Genomic DNA, 19,397 nt, shown 5'->3' with positions numbered 1-19,397 from the left:
GCGGAGAGATTGTGATGTTGCAGCGAATTGTTTCGGCTCTGGCAGCGTTGGTCTTGGCACTCGGACTCGGGTTCATCGTCAGCAGCAACGCCGTTGCTGCACCCACGCCCATGGGTGGTGGTTCGGGCATCATCATCGACAATCAGCTGGTCTGTACGTTGACCACTATCGGTCACGACAACGGCGGCAGACTCGTGGGTATCACCGCAGGTCACTGCGGTGGTCCTGGATCGTTCGTGATCCCGGAAAGCAACGAGGACGCAGGCGTGGTCGGCACGTTCGTCGAGTCGAATCCGGACCTGGACTACGGGGTCATCCAGTTCGATCCGGGCAAGGTCACACCAGTTCGAACGGTGGGCGCGGCAACCATCACCTCGATCGGCGCTCCGGCCAGCTTCCCGGCTACAGCCTGCAAGGAAGGCCGTACGACGGGCACGACCTGCGGCGTCGTCTGGGGAGACCTGAGCGCCGACGCATCCACCTGGACTCAGATCTGCGTCGACCACGGTGATTCGGGAGCCCCGGTCACGGTCGGGACGACGCTGGTCGCGATGGTCAACGCCTACCTCTGGGTGCCGTGCCTGGGGCCGGAACTCGGCACCAACATGACCTCCATCGTGGACACGATCAATGCCCACGGAGGTGTCGGCGCCGGGTACCGGCCGATCTAGCGGCGGGCTGGGATCAGCCGCACACTGCTCCACCCGAGGCTGATCCCACGAGCTTGGAGTACTTGGCCAACACACCACGTGTGTAGCGAGGCGGCAACGGCTCCCAGCCCTTCTTGCGGGCTTCCAATTCGGAGTCGTCGACCAACAATTCGAGTTGTCCGGTACCCACGTCGAGCCGGATCTGATCGCCGTCGCGAACGAACGCGATGGGACCGCCGTCGACGGCCTCGGGCGCAACGTGTCCGACACACAGGCCGGTGGTGCCGCCCGAGAATCGTCCGTCCGTCAGCAACAGGACGTCCTTGCCGAGACCCGCGCCCTTGATCGCGCCCGTGATGGCCAGCATCTCGCGCATGCCGGGACCACCCTTCGGGCCTTCGTAGCGGATGACGACAACGTCACCGCCGGTGATGGTGCCGTCCTCGAGAGCATCCATCGCGGCGCGCTCGCGTTCGAAAACCCGTGCAGTGCCGACGAATACATCAGACTCGAATCCTGCCGACTTGACCACCGCGCCGCCGGGCGCGAGTGACCCCTTCAAGATCGTGATGCCTCCGGTCGGGTGAATGGGCTTGTTCATCGCCCGCAGGACCTTGCCGTCCGGATCGGGCGGGGTGATGTGCGCGAGATTCTCCGCCACGGTCTTACCGGTGACGGTCAGGCAATCTCCGTGCATGAGTCCCGCGTCGAGTAGTGCCTTCATGATCACGGGGACGCCGCCGATACGGTCGACGTCCGTCATGACGTGCTTTCCGAAAGGCTTGACGTCGGCGAGGTGCGGGACCTTCGCGCCGACGCGAGCGAAGTCGTCGAGCGTCAGCGGGACGTACGCTTCGTGCGCGATCGCGAGGAGATGGAGCACCGCATTGGTGGATCCGCCGAATGCCATGACTACTGCAATGGCGTTCTCGAACGCTTCCTTGGTGAGGATGTCCCTCGCGGTGATACCTCGACGCAGGAGTTCGACAACGGCTTTGCCGCTCTCGCGGGCGAAGCCGTCGCGGCGACGATCCGGTGCGGGCGGTGAAGCGCTGCCGGGCAGCGACATTCCCATGGCCTCGGCGGCGCTGGCCATCGTGTTTGCCGTGTACATGCCGCCGCACGCGCCTTCGCCCGGGCAGATCGCCCGTTCGATGGTGTCGACGTCGGCGCGGCTCATCAGCCCACGCGAGCAGGCGCCAACCGCCTCGAACGCGTCGATGACGGTGACTTCCCGCTCACTGCCGTCGGAAAGTTTGGCGACGCCGGGGAGGGTGGAGCCGGCGTAGAGGAACACGCTGGCGAGGTCGAGGCGGGCCGCCGCCATCATCATGCCGGGCAACGACTTGTCGCAGCCGGCGAGAAGGACCGATCCGTCGAGACGCTCGGCCTGCATGACGGTCTCGACGCTGTCCGCGATCACTTCACGGGAGACGAGGGAGAAGTGCATGCCCTCGTGCCCCATCGAAATGCCGTCGGAGACGGAGATAGTGCCGAATTCGAGAGGGAACCCGCCGGCTTCCCGTACGCCCTCCTTGACGGCCTTGGCCAGGCGATCGAGGGACAGGTTGCATGGCGTGATTTCGTTCCAGGACGAGGCGACGCCGATCTGCGACTTGACCCAGTCGTCGTCGCCCATTCCTACTGCACGCAACATGCCGCGCGCTGCGGTCTTTTCGAGTCCGTCGGTGACGTCACGACTTCTGGGCTTGATGTCGGGTTCGGTCATTTTCCAAGCATAGGCGTCAGCGGGGTGTGTTTCCGGCAGACGAGCGACTCGACTTGCCGACAAACGCCGTCCGTCGTGAATAGACTCGTCGCATCGCAGTTGGGGCTGAGTGTGCAGGTGATTGACGTACAGGGGGATTCACGTGGAGTCGGAACTGACTTCGGCTTTCGGATTTGCAGTTCTGGCCGCCTTCTTGACCGGTAGTGGTGTCTTCCTGGTCGTTCTGACGGTTCTGCACGAGATTGCCCGGTGGAAGGGCCGCTTCGTATCGGTGTGGGTGACTTTCTTTGCCGCTCTGCTGATACTGCCCATCCTGTTCGGCGCGTTGATCGCAGGCTATTCCGCGTTCTCCGAGGTCGACGGGTCCGAGGCTCTGCTTCCGCCGGCGTTCTGGATCCTGATCGCGGCCGGGGGTGCACTCGGCGGTTACATCGGAGTCAAGGTCGGTGTGGTTCGAGGCTCGGCCCTCGATTACCGGTTGTGATCGGGATCGACTCGATCAAACTTCCAGAGAAGCGCAGGCGAAGCCTGGGTGAACATCCCGAAGCTCTCTTGAACGCCCGTTCAGGTGCGGGTTCACTCCTAGCGTGCACACGAATGCCTTCGATCGAATATCCAGACGTGGCCTGCTGCAGGGATCGGCGGCCCTTGCCGGCGCAGTAGGTCTCGGTGTCGCTTCGGCGAGCCACGCCGGTGCCGAGGTTCCGGGTGGCAGCCCGGGCTTCGCGCACGGCGTGGCATCCGGTGACCCGTTGCCGGATGCGGTGATCATCTGGACCCGCATCACCCCGACGGCAGACGCGACGCCCGGTTCCGGCGTCGGGCCGGCGGTGACTCTCAACTGGCAGGTCGCGACCGATGAGGGGTTCGCGAGCGTCGTTGCGTCCGGAAGTGTTGCTGCTTCGGCGGATTCCGATCACACCGCGAAGGTCGACGTCACCGGACTCGATTCGTCGACGACGTACTGGTACCGATTCACTGCGGGTTCGGCTGTTTCTCCGGTGGGCCGCACCCGCACGGCTCCGTCGAACTCGGCAGATCTCGATCGTCTCCGCTTCGGCGTGGTGTCCTGCTCCAATTGGGAGGCGGGGTATTTCGGTGCCTATCGTCACCTGGCATTCCGCGAAGACCTCGACGCGATCATCCACCTCGGTGACTACATCTACGAGTACGGGCAGGGGGAGTACGGCGCGAGAAACGGATCCGTTCGCCTTCACGAGCCGGCCCACGAGATCATTTCGCTGGCCGACTACCGAATTCGGCACGCGCAGTACAAGACAGACCCGGATCTGGCAGCTCTGCACCTGAAGCTCCCGTTCATCACCACGTGGGACGATCACGAATCGGCCGACAACGCGTACCGGGACGGCGCCGAAAACCACACTCCCGGTGTCGAAGGTGACTGGGCAGATCGAAAGGCCAACTCGGCCAAGGCATATTTCGAGTGGATGCCCGTCCGCCCGTCGGGTAGTGGTTCGAGCGTTCAGCTGTATCGTCGGTTCCGCTTCGGGAATCTGGCCGAGATCTCGATGCTCGATCTGCGTACTTACCGCGACGAGCAACCGACCATGAAGCAGGTCGACGATCCGTCGCGCACCATTACCGGACGCGCACAGATGGATTGGTTGACCAACGGAATCGTCACCTCCCCGACGCAGTGGAAGGTCGTCGGCAATCCGGTCATGATCACGCCCTGCGTGTTCCCGCCGCTGGAACCGGCGACCACCGCGGCGTTGACCGAACTGGTGGGTGTGCCGCAGGCCGGTGTCCCGTACAACACGGATCAGTGGGACGGGTACACCGCCGACCGCACCAGGCTTTTCGACGCGATCACCTCGAACGGTGTGGACAACACCGTCTTCATCACCGGTGACATCCACACGTCGTGGGCCTGCGACCTACCGACCAACGCCGCCAACTATCCGGGTGGGCCGACCGTCGGCGCCGAGTTCGTCGTCCCGTCGGTGACGTCGCCCAATATCGACGACATGCTGAAAGTGCCACCGCGCACGGTAACCGTTGCGGCAGAAGAAGCATTCAAGGCCGTGAACCGACACGTGCGGTACGTCGAACTGGATTCGCACGGCTACGGCGTATTCGAAATCGCCCGCGAAGGTACTCAGATGGACTGGTACTACGTCGACGATCTCACCAATCCGCAGAGCAATGCGCACTACGCCGTGAGCTACCGTCTTCCGGCAGGCGCGGGCAGTAGAGTCTCACCCACCTCGGCCGCCCTCGATCAGGCCTCGTACCGACCAGGAGTCGACCAGTGAGTATCGAAGTTTCGCGTCGTAGCGTTCTGATCGGTGGAAGTGTTGTCGCCGGAACGGCATTGCTCGGAACGCCCGCTCGCGCGAGTGTTCCCACCAGCGCCGGAATCCCAGACCTGGACGTGCATGTCATAGTCGTAGACGGCATGCGGCCGGACGAGCTGCGATCGGAGCTCACCCCGACGCTGACCGGGCTTGCGGCCGGCGGTATCCACTACCCGGACGCCAGTGCCATCACGATCGCAGAGACGCTGCCGAACCACACGGCGATGATGACGGGAGTGCTGCCGGCGCGTTCGGGTGTACCCGCCAACTCCGTCTACGATCCGGCCATCGACAAGAAGCGTGACCTCGATCGGCCTTCCGACCTGCAGGCATCGACGGTTCTGGATCGGGTGCGCACCGAACTCGGATTGACCACTGCGAGTGTGCTGTCGAAGCGCTACCTGCACGGGTTGTTCGGTGACCGCGCCTCACTGGTGTGGGATCCGCAGCCGCTCGTTCCCGGTACCGAGCATGCGCCGGACAACTTCACGATCGACGCCTTGATCCGTATCGTCGGCGGGAACTCGCCGCGGCTCTCGTTCACCAACCTCGGTGACGTCGATCGGGTCGGGCACCTGGATCTGTCCGGTCCGTCCGTCCGGATCGCTCGCACGGCTGCACTTCAGAACACCGACAACCAGGTTCGCCGCTTCGTCGACTTCCTTCATGACACGGGGCGCTGGAATCGGAGCATTCTGATCGTGTTGGCCGACCACTCGATGGACTGGTCGGAGCCCGCGCGGCTCATCGGCTTGGATCGACCGCTGAACGCGGACCCGTTGCTGGCAGGCAAGATTCGAATCGCCCAGAACGGTGGCGCAGACCTGATCTACTTCGTCGGACCCGATGGCGAACGGGCGGAAGCCGTCAGCCGGATTCAGCAGATCGTGGATGGTGTGGACGGCGTCGAATCCAGCCACCTCCCCGCCGAATTCGATCTCGGCACCAATGCCGGTGACGTCGTTGCGTTTTGCGCTCAGGGCTGGCGGTTCAGTGATCCGACTCCACTGTCCAACCCGATTCCCGGCAACCACGGTCATTTCGTGACACTGCCCATCCCGTTCTTCCTCAGCGGCGGGCATCCCGCTCTCGACGGTGGACGGAAGATCGACACGCAGGCTCGCACGATCGACGTCGCACCGACGGTTGCGGCTCTGCTCGGCCTCGGTGCACCTGCCGGCGGCTGGGACGGCGTCGCTCGCACGACGGGTGTGTCGCTGAACGTCTAACGAGGATCGCGACCGGTCAGGGCAATCAGCTTGTCCTGCAACGACGCATCGTCAGGAAGATCGACGGGAGCGGAAAACAGACCGCTCTCGGCGAGCATGTCGCGCTGCCCGTCGAGGTCGGACCAGACGGCCTCGACGAGGTCTGGATCGAGTCGCTCGTCTGCTCCGACCGCTCGCGCAAGGTCCCAGGTGTGGATGGTGACGTCCGAGGTCTGCTGGCGCAGATAGGGTTCCACCTTCACCGTGCCGTACGAGAGGTGAACGTGGGCACTGAGGTCCGTCGATTTCCACGCCTTGATGGCGGCATCGGAGTACTTCTGCCATTCGGTCCACAGGTCGTCCCCGACGGGAACGATGTCCGGTGTCGCCTCGCCGACCGTCAGTCCGGCCAGGAGCGGCGGTACCCACTGCTGCTCCTCGATGACGTGGCGGACGAGGTGTTCGACGTGCCAGTCGGAGTCGGGCGTGGGTGCGTTCCAGTCCTCGACCGCAGCGAGTCGTGAACCGAATTCGCGGTGGGCGGTGAGTACGAGTTCGAGCCAATCGAATGCCATCACTCGAGGGTAACCCGATCAGCGTGACGTTAATCGGTGCGTGAGGCTTCGATTCGGTGAAGACTGTCGGGGTTGTCGCTCAGTCGAATCGAGGAGTTTTCATGACCGTCCCCACCGTCACTCTGGCCGAAGGTCTCACTGTCAGCGCCCAGGGATACGGCGCGATGTCCGTCGCCCCGGTCTACGGCCCGGTGGATCCGGCCGAGGCGCTCGCCACGCTGCACCATGCGGTGGACATCGGGATCACGTTCATCGACACCGCCAACGTGTACGGCGAGGGCTCGAGCGAGCGTGCGGTGGGAGAGCTTCTCAAAGACCGCCGGGACGAAGTGCAGTTGGCGACCAAGTTCGGTCTGGTCGGCAACATCGCCAACGGTCAGCGCGGGATCAACGGAGACCCGGCTTACGTGCCGCGGGCACTCGACGAGTCTCTGGGACGACTCGGCGTCGATCATGTCGACCTCTACTACTTGCACCGGGTCGACCCGAACGTGCCGATCGAAGACACCGTCGGCGCGATCGCGGAGCAGGTGAAGGCGGGCAAGGTCCGCAACATCGGCCTGTCCGAGGCGACCGGCGATGAACTGCGTCGTGCGTACGGGGTGCATCCGATCGCGGCGATCCAGTCGGAATGGAGCATCTGGAGTCGGGACGTCGAGAACAAGGTAGTACCCACCGCCGCGGAACTCGGAGTCGGATTCGTGCCCTTCTCACCTGTGGGCCGAGGCTTCCTGGCAGGATCGTTCGATGCGGAGACGCTCGGTGACAACGACCTGCGCCGACGCTTCCCACGCTTCTCGGACTCCGCGCTCCCTGCTAATCAGAAGGTTCTCGACGTGGTCCGCGCCGTCGGTGAGGAGCTCGGCGCGACGCCTGCACAGGTTTCCCTGGCATGGCTCGATGCCAAGGGCCGTCAGCACGGGTTGCCTTCCGTTTCGATTCCCGGCACTCGGTTCGCTGCACGAGTCACGGAAAACGCCGGAGCGTTGGACATCGTTCTGAGCGAAGACCAGATCGCTCGCCTCGACTCCCTCGCCGCGATTACCGAAGGCTTCCGTTCGGCTGATTTGAATTGGGTCTCTCAGGGCCGCGAATAATCATGTCCTGAGCCTTGCGAAAGACAGGAGTAACATACAGACCCGATGAAAAAAGTGTGGTTGGTCTGGGGTGTCGGTGTTTTTGCCTACGTGATCGCCGTGCTTCACCGCACTTCGTTCGGTGTCTCGGGTCTGTCTGCTGCTGATCGGTTCTCGATCTCGCCCAGCGTTCTGTCGAGCTTCGTCGTGCTGCAGATCGTTGTGTACGCCGGCATGCAGATTCCGGCGGGAGTCCTCCTCGACCGCTACGGTTCGCGGATCATGATCGCAGTCGGTGCGTTCATCATGATGTCCGCGCAGTTGGCTCTCGCCTTCACCGAATCGCTGCCCGTCGCGATCGGTGCACGTATTGCCGTCGGTGCCGGGGATGCACTCACCTTCATCTCGGTGTTGCGGTTGGTACCGCAGTGGTTCCCGCCCCGGCAGGTGCCGTTGGTCTCGCAGTTCACGGGCATCCTCGGTCAGCTGGGCCAGGTGATGTCTGCGCTTCCGTTCATGTTGCTGTTGTCCGGACCGGGCTGGACTTTTGCCTACGGCAGCGCTGCCGCTGTCGGACTGTTGGCGTTTGCGCTGGCGTTGAGTGTCATCCGCGACGCGCCTCCCGGTGCCGACCTGGTCGCCGTGCCGGCGGGCGCCAAGGAGATCGGGCGACAGATCAAGACGGTGTGGATGCGGCCCGGCACCCGACTCGGGTTCTTCAGCCACATGGGGACTCAGTTCTCGATCACGACGTTCGCGCTGCTGTGGGGTGTGCCGTACCTGAAATCGGCTCAAGGCCTCGACTCCACGACGGTCGGCTCGCTGCTGACGCTGTCAGTCATCTCGGCAATCGTGGCCGGCCCGATCCTCGGTATTCTCACCGGTCGCTATCCCATGCGTCGATCGTGGTTGGTTCTCACCATCATGGTGGCCAGCGCGCTCATGTGGACGATCGTGCTTTCACGAAGCGAACCGTCTCCGCTCTGGTTGTTGACGATCCTGGTGGTCGTCATCTCGGTGGGTGGGCCGGGTTCGGTGATCGGCTTCGACTACGCGCGCACATCCAATCCGAGTTCGGCGATGGGCACCGCGCAGGGCATGGTCAACATCGGGGGATTCCTCGCTTCCCTCATCGTGATTCAAGTGATGGGCGTCATCCTCGGACACATGGGCGGGTACACGTTCGACGGATTCCGTGTCGCCTGGATGGTGCAATATCCAGTTTGGATTCTCGGTATCGTCGGTGTGCTCGTCACCCGAGGCAAAGCCCGGCGAGCCCTCGCAGCAGAAGGCGTACACGTACGGCCGATTCGCGAAGTCATTCGTCGCAACAAATAACTCGATCGCATCGGGTAATTCATCCCCTGCGGGTGAGGTTCCCAAGCGTCCGAGCCACCAGGCTTGATGGATGAACGACGCAATGAACATCGGACCGGTCGAGCTCGTGGTGCTGGCATTCCCAGGTTCAACTGTGGATCCTGAAGCTGTCGCCGCGCTGCAGAACGTGGTGGAACGAGGTTTTGTCACTCTGCTCGACCTCGTGTACATCGCCAAGGACGCGGACGGACAGGTGTCGCAGATCGATGTCGACGAAGATCTCACCGACATCGGACTGGCGATTCTGTCCATCGAAGCCAAGGCATTGATCAGTGACGAGGACCTGGACGTGGTCCGTGAGTCACTCGAACCAGGAACGTCCGCCGCAGTCATCGTCTACGAGCAGACGTGGGCGCGTGAGCTCGCGTCGACGGTTCGCGGTGGCGGCGGCGACGTAGTCCTTCACGTTCAGATACCGCGCGAGGTAGTCGTCGCAGCGGTCGAAGCAGCATTTCAGTAGCGACAATTACCCAAGGAGTTCGGCATGGTTTTTCGAGGTGGACGCAGAGGGCGGCCGGGGTTGCTCGGCACGGTGGCGCGCACGGCGGTAGTGGCTGGAACCGCAAAGGCGACGTCCAACGCCATGGATCGACGGAGTCAACGAAAGGCCAGCGAGCAGCAGCAGGAATATCAGCAGGAGTACCAGCAGCAACAGCCGCCGCCGCAGCAGCAGGTCGCCCCCGTGCAGTCCGTTCCCCCTTCAGGCGCGGACGATCTGGTCTCCAAGCTGCAGGAGTTGGGACAGCTTCATCAGTCCGGCGTGTTGACCGATGCCGAGTTCGCGGCGGCAAAGGCGCAGTTGCTGAGCTAGCCCTGCTGTTCTCTTCAATTGCGGCAATGCGCATTGCCGCAATTCGGCGTGAAAGGCTGACTTATGATCGACCCACGTGCGGCATCGGCCGCAATCGAAGCCGCGAACGCCCGAGTCGCCGAGACTCTACCGTTCTCCGACGACGCCGACTTCACCGAGGCGAAGCGGGGTTTCGTCGCCGCACTCGATCCGGGGCTGGTTTCCGATTCGGACGGAAAAGTCCTGTGGAACAACGATTCCTACGCGTTCCTTGACGAGGACTGCCCGCCAACGGTCAATCCGAGCTTGTGGCGTCAGTCGAAGTTGGTCGCCAAGCAGGGACTCTTTGCGGTGACGGATTCGATCTATCAGATTCGCGGACTTGATCTGTCGAACATGACGTTGATCGAGGGAGATACCGGAATCATCGTCATCGATCCACTGATCTCCCGGGAAACCGCTGCCGCTGGTCTCGCGTTGTACCGGGAACACCGTGGTGATCGACCGGTTGTCGCGGTGATCTACACGCATTCGCACATCGACCACTTCGGCGGGGTCAAAGGAGTGACCACCGACGACGACGTCGCCGCCGGGCGATGCGTGATCGTCGCACCCACCGGGCTCGTGGAGCACGCGGTCGAGGAAAACGTCTATGCGGGAACGGCAATGGCTCGACGCGCGGCCTACATGTACGGAGCGGCCTTACCCCGAGGTCCCCGAGGTAGCGTCGGAGCCGGGTTGGGGCAGACCACCTCAACCGGCACACCGACGCTCATTTCGCCGACGGTGTCGATCTCGAAGACAGGTCACACGGAGACGATCGACGGCGTTCGGATCGAATTCCAGATGACGCCCGGAACCGAGGCCCCGTCCGAGATGAACTTCTACTTCCCGGATTTGCGCGCACTGTGTATGGCGGAGAACGCAACTCATACTCTCCACAACCTGCTCACGCTTCGCGGTGCCCTGGTACGAGATCCTCACGTCTGGTCTGCGTACCTGACGGAATCGATCAATCGTTACGCCTCACGATCCGACGTTCTGTTTGCGTCCCACCACTGGCCGACGTGGGGGACCGAACGGCTCACCGAGTTCCTGTCATTGCAGCGCGACCTCTACGGGTACCTTCACGATCAGACACTTCGTCGAATCAATCAGGGGTGGACCGGTCTCGAGATCGCCGAATCGATCGAGCTGCCAACTGCATTGGCGCAAGCGTGGCACACGCACGGGTACTACGGTTCCGTCAGTCACAACGTCAAAGCCATCTACCAGCGATACATGGGTTGGTTCGACGGTAACCCTGCGCATCTGTGGGAGCATCCACCCGTCGAATCGGCCAAGCGTCACGTGGAGTTCATGGGCGGATCAGCAGAAGTGTTACGGAAAGCTCGGGAATCATACGAGCGCGGCGACTTTCGCTGGGTTGCGCAGGTGGTGAACTACGTGGTCTTCGCTGAACCGGACAACGTCGAGGCCAAGAATCTGCAGGCCGATACCTTCGAGCAACTCGGGTACGGCGCCGAGAACGGCACCTGGCGGAACTTCTACCTCACCGGTGCATACGAACTGCGCAACGGCTCAGTGGGGACGCCCACGGTTGCCGCGGCGCCCGACATCACCGCAGCGCTGTCGGTAAGTCAAGTCTTCGATGCAGTATCGCTGCGCGTGGATGGAGTGCGCGCAGCGGGCTCGCACATCGTCGTCGATTGGAACATCACTGACGAAAACATCGTTCACCGAACGGAACTCAGCAACGGAGTTCTGATCCATTTCGACGTGGAAGGTGAGTCTGCAGATGCTGGGTCTGTGGATGCGATGTTCAGTTTGAGTCGGCGCGACTTACTCGGTGTGCTGCTCGGTGGTGTGGACTTGGGTGCCGAGATTGCGAATGGAACCATCTCGGTTTCCGGCGACCCGGCGAAGCTCGCAGAACTTGCCGGATACCTCGACGAGCCGGATCCGAACTTTGCGATAGTCACTCCGACCTAGCGCTGTATCAGTCGTGAACGAGCCTGTACTTCAACAGGTCTCGAGTCGCGCACCTTTTTGAAGTTGTCCGTTTTGTCTCTGGTTCTCGAAAGTATGTTCGATTAAACTTTCGGCATGGATAGTCGGGGAGCGTGGCAGCTGGATGGTGAGGACCTCAAGAGTGAGGTTCTGGATCTGGTGCGTGTCCGGCACGAGTTGCAGTCGCGGTTGGTGTTGTTGATCGTGGAGATGTTTTCCCGTGAGGTTCTCGGTGGGAAGGGTTTTCGGGCGATCGCGCTGTGGTTGCATGGTTCGACGAATTTGGAGATCGGTGAGTGCAGTCTGCTGGTCGGGTTGGCGCGGTTGTTGATGCTCGAACCTGTTGTGGCGGATGCGTTTCATCGTGGTGACGTGGATGCGTTGAAAGCCCGTCAGGTGGCGTCGTTTTGTCAGCATCCACCCAAGAACATGACGCCGGCGGATGTGGACAAGGCCCGCGGGATCCTGCTTGGCCTGGCGTCGCAGAACATCGCTGATTGTGATGCGGTGCGGGCGGCGATCCGGCGGATCGAGAAGCAGTACGGAAAACGCGAGGACGGCGTTCCGGTGGGTGAGGATTCGGAGCGTAACGAGTTCTACGCGTCGAAGGGCTTGTACGGGCGCGTGTCGGTGAAGGGTGATCTGGATGCGGTGAACGGGGCACGGTTGATCACGTTGTTGTCGAGTCTGTCGGCTCCGACGCCGGAGAAGGACGGTGTCAAAGACACCCGCACTCCGGCACTGCGGCGGGCGGACGGGTTCTGCGAATTGTTGCGCCGGTACGAGCGGGCGGGGTTGGGTCCGATCGAAGGCGGCGTGAAACCGCACGTCACGGTCACGGCCAGCGCGAAAGACCTGACGGATATGCAGGCGCTCAAGGATTTGTTGCCGTCGACCGAAGAACTGGGTTTCGCGTGGACGGATTGGGTGGGTCCGATCAGCATCGATACTGCGCGGATGTTGGCGTGCGACTGCACCGTGACGCGGATTTTGTTGGATGAGAATGGTGTTCCGCTCGACTGTGGCAAAGAAGCAAGGACCGCGACGGTACCCCAGCGGCGGGCGTTGGCGGTTCGTGATGGTGGGTGTGCGTTTCCAGGGTGCGGGACGCCGTCGGGGTGGTGCGATGCCCATCATATTGTTCACTGGGGTGATAGTGGCCCAACGGATCTCGATAATCTGGTCTTGTTGTGTGGTCATCATCATCGGACACTGCACCACACGGAGTGGCGGGTCGAGATCGGCCCCGACCGAAAAACAGTGTTCTATCCACCGATGTCGATTGATTCGTTCCAGCGGCGCATCGGCGGGAACAGTCCGCCCACCGCGGCGTGAATCGCGACAACTGAAGACGTGAGCACCGGGGCACAACCATGCCCCGGTGCTTGCTCAATCCAGTATTTACTCAAGACAACGTGATGTCGGCAATCAGGCCGTGGTGATCGGATCCCTCGATCTCGATCCGTTCCAAGGATGTCGCCACGGCGCCTTTCGTGATGATGTGGTCGATACCGACCACCGCCGGATACCGCTTGTCGGTCGGATAGGTCGGGATCAGGCCGGAACCCAATTGGTCGGCGGCGCTGGTGTATCCGTTCGTGAGAAGATTCCGGAACTGTTTGTTCGAGTACGACGCGTTGAAGTCGCCGCTCACTATCACGTTGTCCCGTCCGGCGACTTTGTCCATGTAAGACCCAAGCCTTCGCTGCTCGTCCGCCCACACCGAAGGCGGTGAGATGTACGCCGGTGCCGGATGCACGGCGAACAATGTGACTGGCTGCGCCAAGCCGACATTCAGTTCTGCGGACAGCGTTTCGGGTGAGAATCCGTCGAGGCTACGCGGATTGGAGAGTGGAAAGCGACTGTAGATTCCTGCCCCGCCACCACCGTCGGTGTACGGGACGAGGAATTGGTGGCTCAGAACCTCGTCAAGCCCGGCGGCTTTGAGCGCGTCGGCTTCCTGGTACGTCAACTCCTGGACCGTCACCACGTCGACCTCGCGTTCGCGGACCATCGCCACAAGCGACTCCGGATCCGCTGCACCGACCATCAAGTTGGCCTGCATGATTCGAATCGATGGACCGTTCGCAGACGTCGACTCCCCAGTTCCGCCGATGTACAGCGGGCTCACAGACCATCCGAACAACCCAAGGACGAGGATCGAGGCGGCGCACACGATCCACTGACGCCCGATACCCGAGACGACGGCACCGATCAGCGGAGCAATCATCAACAAGGGCGCCACTGACGCCAGAACGATCACGATGTTGTGATCGACGTCCAACTGAGTTGCGATCAAGGCAACCAAACCAGTCACGATGCCGGCCACACCGGCCACGGCCGAAAGGCGGCGAAGAACCAGTCGACGAGGGGTCACGGCATCGGGTTGCATGACGTCCATGGAAGCAGAAGAGCGTCATAGCTCCGGGAAACTGCAGGTGGAGTCGGTGCGCCCTATTGTTTGCGCCCTATTGTTGCGGATACGGAAGGTGGCTGCTGCTGTTCTCACTGACGGAGATCGAGCGGCCGAGTTGGGGGAAGGCGCGTTGAGAGCACGCTGGCCTGTCACAGACTTTGCACCCCGCGCCGATCGGCACGATGGTCGCGGGGTCGTCCGTCTGAATTCCGTGTGAGTAGACCATGCGATCGGCGTAGCCGATGTCGCAACCGAGTCCGACGGCGAAGTTGCGCTCGGGTGCGAGGTACCCGAGTCCGCCGCTGTGGGTAGTGCGCGCCACCCAGAGGTATGTCCGGCCGTCGGGCATCTTCGCGACCTGAGTGAGGATGCGACCTGGGCTCGCGAATGCCTCGTGGATGACCCACAGCGGGCAGCTGCCTCCGACTCTGGAGAAGTGAAAGGCGGTAGCAGACTGACGCTTCGAGATGTTTCCGGCGCGATCGGTTCGGACGAAGAAGAAAGGGATGCCGCGTTGGCCGTGTCGTTGGAGAGTGGACAACCGGTGGCAGACTGTCTCGAAGCCGACCTCGAACTTGAGGCTGAGCAGGTCGATGTCGTACCGCAAGGCCTCAGCGGATTGCAGGAATTGGGTGTACGGGAGTAGCAGTGCGCCGGCAAAGTAGTGTGCGAGTCCGACGCGAGCCAGCGCTGCGGACTCGGCGCTCAATGATTCATCCTCGGCGACAAGGGAATCGATCACGTCGGCCTGCGTGAAGAAGGCCAACTGCATTGCGATCTGGAACGCGCGTTGTCCTGCCGACAGACGACGGGCGAGTGTGAGGACCGACTTGTTCGGATCGTAGTAACGCTTGGGCCCGAGCTTGTCGGGTTCGTCGGTACGGATCGTCACGGTGACGCCGTGCTGATCGCGAAGTAGTCGTGCCAGTTGCAAATCCACTGCGCCCACGGACAATCCGTTGTCCAGAAACATCTGCTCGGCAGCGTCGTCCAGAACGGCGATGTGATTCTTTCGGTCGTAGAAGAAGTCCCGAACTTCCTCGTAGGGCATCGGTACGAGTGACACATCGGACGCTGGTTCGCCGGACAACTGCGTCGAGAACTGGTCCAACTGCTCTGTCGCGGCGTGAAGGCGGCGGTGCAACATCACGAGGGTGCGTCCGACCGCCGGCATGCGGGCCACCAATTCGTCCACCTCGGCCAGAGATACGTCTCCAGATTCCGAAGTTTCGGCCAAGGCGTGATGAACGTCCGCAACCAGGCGTGCGTCGGAATCGGAGGCGAAGAATTGCACGTCGAGATCGAACTCGGCGTTGAGCTTGAGAAGGACGGGCACCGTCAGCGGTCGTTGATCGTTCTCCAGTTGATTGACATAGCTGGGGGAGAGTTCGAGTGCCTTCGCCAGTGCGGACTGTGACAGGTTTCGTTCCTCCCGCAGCCGTCGCAGCCGCGCTCCCGCGTACATCTTCTTCATCGAATCTCCTCGGTGCCGATCGCGTTCACCCTACCGAGAAGCTATTCGCAACATTCGCAACATTGCAGCATTGTCATTGCACAAATAGGCAATTGCGAGGGCCTATCCCGAGGTGAATGAGCTGCGTAGCGTGCAAATAGATACCGAAGAACGTGAGAAGAGGACCGATGAAGACGCATCTCGTACGCACTCACCGCTCTGCCGAAGAGTTCCCCAAGGAAGACCACCTCGCGTGGAAGATCGCGGAAGTTGCGACGGATTCCGTCGACGTCACCGACGCCACATCCGACATGATCGTCAACCGGATCATCGACAACGCGGCAGTTGCCGCAGCTTCCCTGGTGCGCCGTCCCGTGGTGAATGCGCGGGCGCAAGCACAGTCGCATCCGTATACGCCGGGCTCCACCGTGTTCGGTATCCCCGGTACGTTCTCGCCTGAATGGGCCGCCTGGGCCAACGGTGTCGCGGTTCGTGAACTCGATTTCCACGACACGTTCCTCGCCGCCGAGTACTCGCACCCCGGAGACAACATCCCGCCGATCCTCGCCGTCGCTCAGCACACCAGCCGTGACGGTCGAGACCTGATTCGTGGTCTGGCGACCGGCTACGAGATCCAGATCGACCTGGTTCGGGCTATCTGCCTGCACGAGCACAAGATCGACCACGTCGCACACCTCGGCCCCTCGGCTGCGGCAGGTATCGGAACTTTGCTGGGCCTGGGCACCGAGACGGTCTACCAGGCAATCGGCCAGGCGCTGCACCTCACGACGGCGACACGTCAGTCCCGCAAGGGCGAGATATCCAGTTGGAAGGCGTACGCGCCTGCGCTGGCAGGCAAGGTTGCCGTAGAGGCGGTCGACCGCGCGATGCGCGGTGAGGGCGCACCGTCACCGATCTGGGAAGGCGAAGACGGCGTCATCGCCTGGCTACTCGGTGGCCCGGACAAGGAGTACCACGTTCCGCTGCCCGGTTCGGGTGAGGCGAAGCGCGCCATCCTCGACTCGTACACCAAAGAACACTCCGCGGAGTACCAGAGCCAGGCGCCGATCGACCTCGCTCGCCGAATGCGTTCTCGTGTCGGTGATCTCGACCAGATCGCCTCGATCGTCCTGCATACCAGCCACCACACCCACGTCGTCATCGGCACCGGTTCCGGCGATCCGCAGAAGTTCGACCCGACCGCCTCGCGTGAAACCCTCGACCACTCGGTGATGTACATCTTTGCCGTTGCGCTACAGGACGGTACGTGGCACCACGAACATTCCTACGCGTCCGAGCGTGCACAGCGCGCGGACACGATCGAGCTGTGGAACAAGATCTCCACGCGCGAAGATCCCGAATGGACACGCCGTTACCACTCGACGGATCCGGACGAGAAGGCTTTCGGTGCTCGCGCCGAGATCACCTTGAAGAGCGGCGAAGTCATCGTCGACGAGCTTGCGGTGGCCGATGCGCACCCGCTCGGCGCACGTCCGTTCGCTCGCGATCAGTACGTCGCGAAATTCCGCACCCTCGCCGAGGGCGTCATCGAGCCGAGCGAACAGGACCGCTTCCTCGATGCGGCTCAGCGCACCGCCGAATTGAAGGCAGGCGAACTCGATCAGCTGACCTTCACCGTTTCCGAAGACGTTCTCGCTCGGGCTCCCAAGGTCGCCAAGGGACTTTTCTGATGTCGGGCCTCATCGCAGCAGCGACGTCTGCAGCCGACAAGCGGATTGCCTTCCGGGCGGGGCTGACGTCCGGAAAGATTCAACGACTCCCGGGTGCAATCAATCCGCTGACAGCCAGACTGATTCAGGAAATCGGGTTCGAGGGTGTCTACGTTTCAGGTGGTGCGTACTCCGCCGGATTGGCGCTTCCCGACATCGGACTGACCACCTTGACCGAGGTCGCCGGCCACAGCAAGCAGATCGCGCGCGTCACGGACCTCCCGACGCTCGTCGACGCCGACACCGGTTTCGGTGAACCTATGAGCGCGGCCCGCACGGTCACGATCTTCGAGGACGACGGAATAGCCGGTCTGCACCTCGAGGATCAGATCAACCCCAAACGCTGCGGGCACCTCGACGGCAAAGCAATTGTGCCCACCGAAGACATGGTTCGCCGTGTTCGTGCTGCAGTGTCGGCGCGTCGTGACCCGAACTTCGTCATCTGCGCGCGCACCGATGCTGCCGGAATCGACGGTATCGACGCGGCGATCGAGCGAGCAAAGGCCTATGTGGATGCCGGTGCCGATCTGATCTTCACCGAAGCTCTTGCCACCGAGGCCGACTTCGAGAAGTTCCGCGCAGCAGTCGACACTCCGCTCCTCGCCAACATGACCGAGTTCGGGAAGTCGAATCTCATTTCGGCGAAGACGTTGGAAGAGATCGGTTTCAACGCCGTCATCTACCCCGTGACCACCCTTCGGCTGGCGATGTTCGCTATCGAAAAGGGTCTGCGCGAGATTTTTGCGGAGGGCACGCAAGAAGGACTGCTCGGCGAAATGCAGCATCGCAGCAGGTTGTACGAGATTCTCGAGTACGAGCGCTACAACGAATTCGACAGTGGCATTTTCAATTTCAGCTTGGAGGGGAGTAGGACATGACCGAACAGATTCCGACGATCTACAAGGGCTTGGCCGGAGTTGTCGTCGATACGACGGCTATCTCCAAGGTAGTGCCCGAGACGAATTCGTTGACGTATCGCGGTTACGCAGTGCAGGACCTTGCCGCGAACTGCAGCTTCGAAGAAGTTGCGCACCTGCTCTGGTACGGCGAACTGCCGACTCCCGAGCAGCTCGAATTACTCTGCCTGCGTGAGCGTGCGGCCCGTCGTGCCGACCGCTCACTGCTCTCACTCCTGACCAAGATGCCGGACAACTGCCACCCCATGGATGTTGTCCGCACGGCGATCAGCTACCTCGGCGCCGAGGATCCGGCGGAGGACGACAACTCGGAGAAGGCCAATCTGGCCAAGGCGCTGCGGATGACGGCTGTGCTGCCGACCATCGTCGCAGCCGATTTCCGCCGCCGGCGCGGTCAGGATCCCATCGCGCCGCAGTCGGACCTGGGTTTCGCCGAGAACTTCTTGAACATGTGCTTCGGTGCTGTTCCGGAGCCGGCGATCGTGAAGGCCTTCGAGGTCTCGCTGATCCTGTACGCGGAGCACTCCTTCAACGCCTCGACGTTCGCCGCTCGTGTTGTGACGTCCACACTTTCGGACATCTACAGCGCAGTGACCGCTGCTATCGGCACGCTCAAGGGCCCGTTGCACGGCGGTGCAAACGAAGCTGTCATGCACGACATGCTCGAGATCGACGACCCCGACCGCGCCGAAGCCTGGATGTCGGAGAAGTTGGCTGCCAAGGAGAAGGTCATGGGCTTCGGGCACCGCGTCTACAAGAACGGTGATTCGCGTGTTCCGACCATGAAGCAGGCCCTCCTCGACGTCGCGGCAGCGACCGACGGCGAGAAGTGGGTGCAGATGTACGAGATCCTCGAGAAGACCATGGTCAGTGCCACCGGAATCAAGCCGAATCTCGATTTCCCCACGGGCCCTGCATATTTCCTCATGGGCTTCGACGTCGAGATGTTCACGCCGATCTTCGTGATGAGCCGCATCACCGGATGGACGGCGCACATCATCGAGCAGGGGCAGTCGAATGCACTGATCAGGCCGCTGAGCCAGTATTCGGGCGTGCCACAGCGCACAGTCGTGGCATGACACTTTTTGCTGTCGTGGCATGACGCCCCTTTGATACTGCGTCGGCGAGGTTCGGTTCTGGCATCACCG

17 protein-coding genes are annotated in these 19,397 nt (G+C 62.2%); 13 read left to right on the top strand and 4 right to left on the bottom strand.

Features of this window, described 5'->3' with window-relative positions:
- Positions 1-14: 14 nt before the first annotated feature.
- Positions 15-671, top strand: coding sequence for a S1 family peptidase (locus AC1Q61_RS00580; protein ID WP_007732621.1), 657 nt, complete (start codon positions 15-17; stop codon positions 669-671).
- Between the two features lie 13 nt (positions 672-684).
- Here AC1Q61_RS00580 and ilvD read toward each other — a convergent pair whose 3' ends face one another.
- The gene (gene ilvD, locus AC1Q61_RS00575; protein WP_003940201.1) at positions 685-2,379 is read right to left on the bottom strand and encodes a dihydroxy-acid dehydratase; all 1,695 of its coding nucleotides are present in this window, start codon (positions 2,377-2,379) and stop codon (positions 685-687) included.
- A gap of 142 nt (positions 2,380-2,521) precedes the next feature.
- On the opposite strand from ilvD, the gene AC1Q61_RS00570 reads away from it, so the two are divergent.
- The 3 genes from AC1Q61_RS00570 (at position 2,522) to AC1Q61_RS00560 (ending at position 5,926) form a co-directional block, all read left to right on the top strand.
- Positions 2,522-2,863 (top strand): hypothetical protein, encoded by a 342-nt coding sequence (locus AC1Q61_RS00570; RefSeq protein ID WP_003940142.1) that lies wholly within the window; start codon positions 2,522-2,524, stop codon positions 2,861-2,863.
- Between the two features lie 103 nt (positions 2,864-2,966).
- Positions 2,967-4,655, top strand: coding sequence for an alkaline phosphatase D family protein (locus AC1Q61_RS00565; RefSeq protein WP_003939836.1), 1,689 nt, complete (start codon positions 2,967-2,969; stop codon positions 4,653-4,655).
- Positions 4,652-5,926, top strand: a complete 1,275-nt coding sequence (locus AC1Q61_RS00560; protein ID WP_054187442.1) for an alkaline phosphatase family protein — start codon at positions 4,652-4,654, stop codon at positions 5,924-5,926. The genes AC1Q61_RS00565 and AC1Q61_RS00560 overlap by 4 nt, the downstream gene beginning before the upstream one ends.
- Here AC1Q61_RS00560 and AC1Q61_RS00555 read toward each other — a convergent pair.
- Positions 5,923-6,480: a TIGR03086 family metal-binding protein gene (locus tag AC1Q61_RS00555; protein WP_020970773.1), complete on the bottom strand. Its 558-nt coding sequence runs from the start codon at positions 6,478-6,480 to the stop codon at positions 5,923-5,925. The two genes, AC1Q61_RS00560 and AC1Q61_RS00555, sit on opposite strands and share 4 nt — an antisense overlap.
- A 101-nt stretch (positions 6,481-6,581) precedes the next feature.
- Here AC1Q61_RS00555 and AC1Q61_RS00550 point away from each other — a divergent pair, with 101 nt between their 5' ends.
- From AC1Q61_RS00550 to AC1Q61_RS00525, 6 genes are all read left to right on the top strand, one after another.
- Positions 6,582-7,577 carry an aldo/keto reductase gene (locus AC1Q61_RS00550; protein ID WP_050656831.1) on the top strand — a complete coding sequence of 332 codons (996 nt, stop codon included), beginning with the start codon at positions 6,582-6,584 and terminating at the stop codon, positions 7,575-7,577.
- A gap of 45 nt (positions 7,578-7,622) precedes the next feature.
- The gene (locus AC1Q61_RS00545; RefSeq protein ID WP_003940393.1) at positions 7,623-8,894 is read left to right on the top strand and encodes an MFS transporter; all 1,272 of its coding nucleotides are present in this window, start codon (positions 7,623-7,625) and stop codon (positions 8,892-8,894) included.
- Positions 8,895-8,964: 70 nt separating this feature from the next.
- Positions 8,965-9,393: a DUF6325 family protein gene (locus AC1Q61_RS00540; protein ID WP_007732604.1), complete on the top strand. Its 429-nt coding sequence runs from the start codon at positions 8,965-8,967 to the stop codon at positions 9,391-9,393.
- 24 nt (positions 9,394-9,417) lie between these two features.
- Positions 9,418-9,744, top strand: a complete 327-nt coding sequence (locus AC1Q61_RS00535; protein ID WP_003939954.1) for an SHOCT domain-containing protein — start codon at positions 9,418-9,420, stop codon at positions 9,742-9,744.
- Between the two features lie 63 nt (positions 9,745-9,807).
- Complete coding sequence (locus tag AC1Q61_RS00530) at positions 9,808-11,715, top strand: alkyl/aryl-sulfatase (RefSeq protein WP_118606646.1); 1,908 nt, start codon at positions 9,808-9,810, stop codon at positions 11,713-11,715.
- 114 nt (positions 11,716-11,829) lie between these two features.
- Positions 11,830-13,068, top strand: a complete 1,239-nt coding sequence (locus AC1Q61_RS00525) for an HNH endonuclease signature motif containing protein (RefSeq protein WP_118606643.1) — start codon at positions 11,830-11,832, stop codon at positions 13,066-13,068.
- A 70-nt stretch (positions 13,069-13,138) separates the two neighbouring features.
- Here AC1Q61_RS00525 and AC1Q61_RS00520 read toward each other — a convergent pair whose 3' ends face one another.
- Positions 13,139-14,134, bottom strand: a complete 996-nt coding sequence (locus AC1Q61_RS00520; RefSeq protein WP_050656987.1) for an endonuclease/exonuclease/phosphatase family protein — start codon at positions 14,132-14,134, stop codon at positions 13,139-13,141.
- Positions 14,135-14,201: 67 nt separating this feature from the next.
- Positions 14,202-15,623 carry a short-chain fatty acyl-CoA regulator family protein gene (locus AC1Q61_RS00515; RefSeq protein WP_003939891.1) on the bottom strand — a complete coding sequence of 474 codons (1,422 nt, stop codon included), beginning with the start codon at positions 15,621-15,623 and terminating at the stop codon, positions 14,202-14,204.
- Positions 15,624-15,790: 167 nt separating this feature from the next.
- Between AC1Q61_RS00515 and prpD the strand changes: the two genes are divergently transcribed.
- The 3 genes from prpD to AC1Q61_RS00500 are packed head-to-tail and all read left to right on the top strand — an operon-like array spanning position 15,791 to position 19,328.
- Complete coding sequence (gene prpD, locus AC1Q61_RS00510) at positions 15,791-17,293, top strand: 2-methylcitrate dehydratase PrpD (protein WP_007732586.1); 1,503 nt, start codon at positions 15,791-15,793, stop codon at positions 17,291-17,293.
- Positions 17,293-18,210 carry a methylisocitrate lyase gene (gene prpB, locus AC1Q61_RS00505; protein WP_042448311.1) on the top strand — a complete coding sequence of 306 codons (918 nt, stop codon included), beginning with the start codon at positions 17,293-17,295 and terminating at the stop codon, positions 18,208-18,210. Before prpD ends, prpB begins: the two co-directional genes overlap by 1 nt.
- Positions 18,207-19,328 (top strand): bifunctional 2-methylcitrate synthase/citrate synthase, encoded by a 1,122-nt coding sequence (locus tag AC1Q61_RS00500; protein WP_020909098.1) that lies wholly within the window; start codon positions 18,207-18,209, stop codon positions 19,326-19,328. The genes prpB and AC1Q61_RS00500 overlap by 4 nt, the downstream gene beginning before the upstream one ends.
- The last annotated feature ends 69 nt before the right edge of the window (positions 19,329-19,397 follow it).

It is taken from the genome of Rhodococcus sp. MPR-R1B (assembly GCF_058793255.1).
Note: the sequence above shows the minus strand (reverse complement) of the source record. Positions and strands in the feature narration are given on the sequence as shown.

Bases quoted from the DNA above. Each gene is read 5' to 3' on its own strand.
- AC1Q61_RS00580 (WP_007732621.1), top strand. From the start codon at position 15: ATGTTGCAGCGAATTGTTTCGGCTCTGGCAGCGTTGGTCTTGGCACTC.
- ilvD (WP_003940201.1), bottom strand. From the start codon at position 2,379: ATGACCGAACCCGACATCAAGCCCAGAAGTCGTGACGTCACCGACGGA.
- AC1Q61_RS00555 (WP_020970773.1), bottom strand. From the start codon at position 6,480: ATGGCATTCGATTGGCTCGAACTCGTACTCACCGCCCACCGCGAATTC.
- AC1Q61_RS00550 (WP_050656831.1), top strand. From the start codon at position 6,582: ATGACCGTCCCCACCGTCACTCTGGCCGAAGGTCTCACTGTCAGCGCC.
- AC1Q61_RS00545 (WP_003940393.1), top strand. From the start codon at position 7,623: ATGAAAAAAGTGTGGTTGGTCTGGGGTGTCGGTGTTTTTGCCTACGTG.
- AC1Q61_RS00540 (WP_007732604.1), top strand. From the start codon at position 8,965: ATGAACGACGCAATGAACATCGGACCGGTCGAGCTCGTGGTGCTGGCA.
- AC1Q61_RS00535 (WP_003939954.1), top strand. From the start codon at position 9,418: ATGGTTTTTCGAGGTGGACGCAGAGGGCGGCCGGGGTTGCTCGGCACG.
- AC1Q61_RS00530 (WP_118606646.1), top strand. From the start codon at position 9,808: ATGATCGACCCACGTGCGGCATCGGCCGCAATCGAAGCCGCGAACGCC.
- AC1Q61_RS00525 (WP_118606643.1), top strand. From the start codon at position 11,830: ATGGATAGTCGGGGAGCGTGGCAGCTGGATGGTGAGGACCTCAAGAGT.
- AC1Q61_RS00520 (WP_050656987.1), bottom strand. From the start codon at position 14,134: ATGGACGTCATGCAACCCGATGCCGTGACCCCTCGTCGACTGGTTCTT.
- AC1Q61_RS00515 (WP_003939891.1), bottom strand. From the start codon at position 15,623: ATGAAGAAGATGTACGCGGGAGCGCGGCTGCGACGGCTGCGGGAGGAA.
- prpD (WP_007732586.1), top strand. From the start codon at position 15,791: ATGAAGACGCATCTCGTACGCACTCACCGCTCTGCCGAAGAGTTCCCC.
- prpB (WP_042448311.1), top strand. From the start codon at position 17,293: ATGTCGGGCCTCATCGCAGCAGCGACGTCTGCAGCCGACAAGCGGATT.
- AC1Q61_RS00500 (WP_020909098.1), top strand. From the start codon at position 18,207: ATGACCGAACAGATTCCGACGATCTACAAGGGCTTGGCCGGAGTTGTC.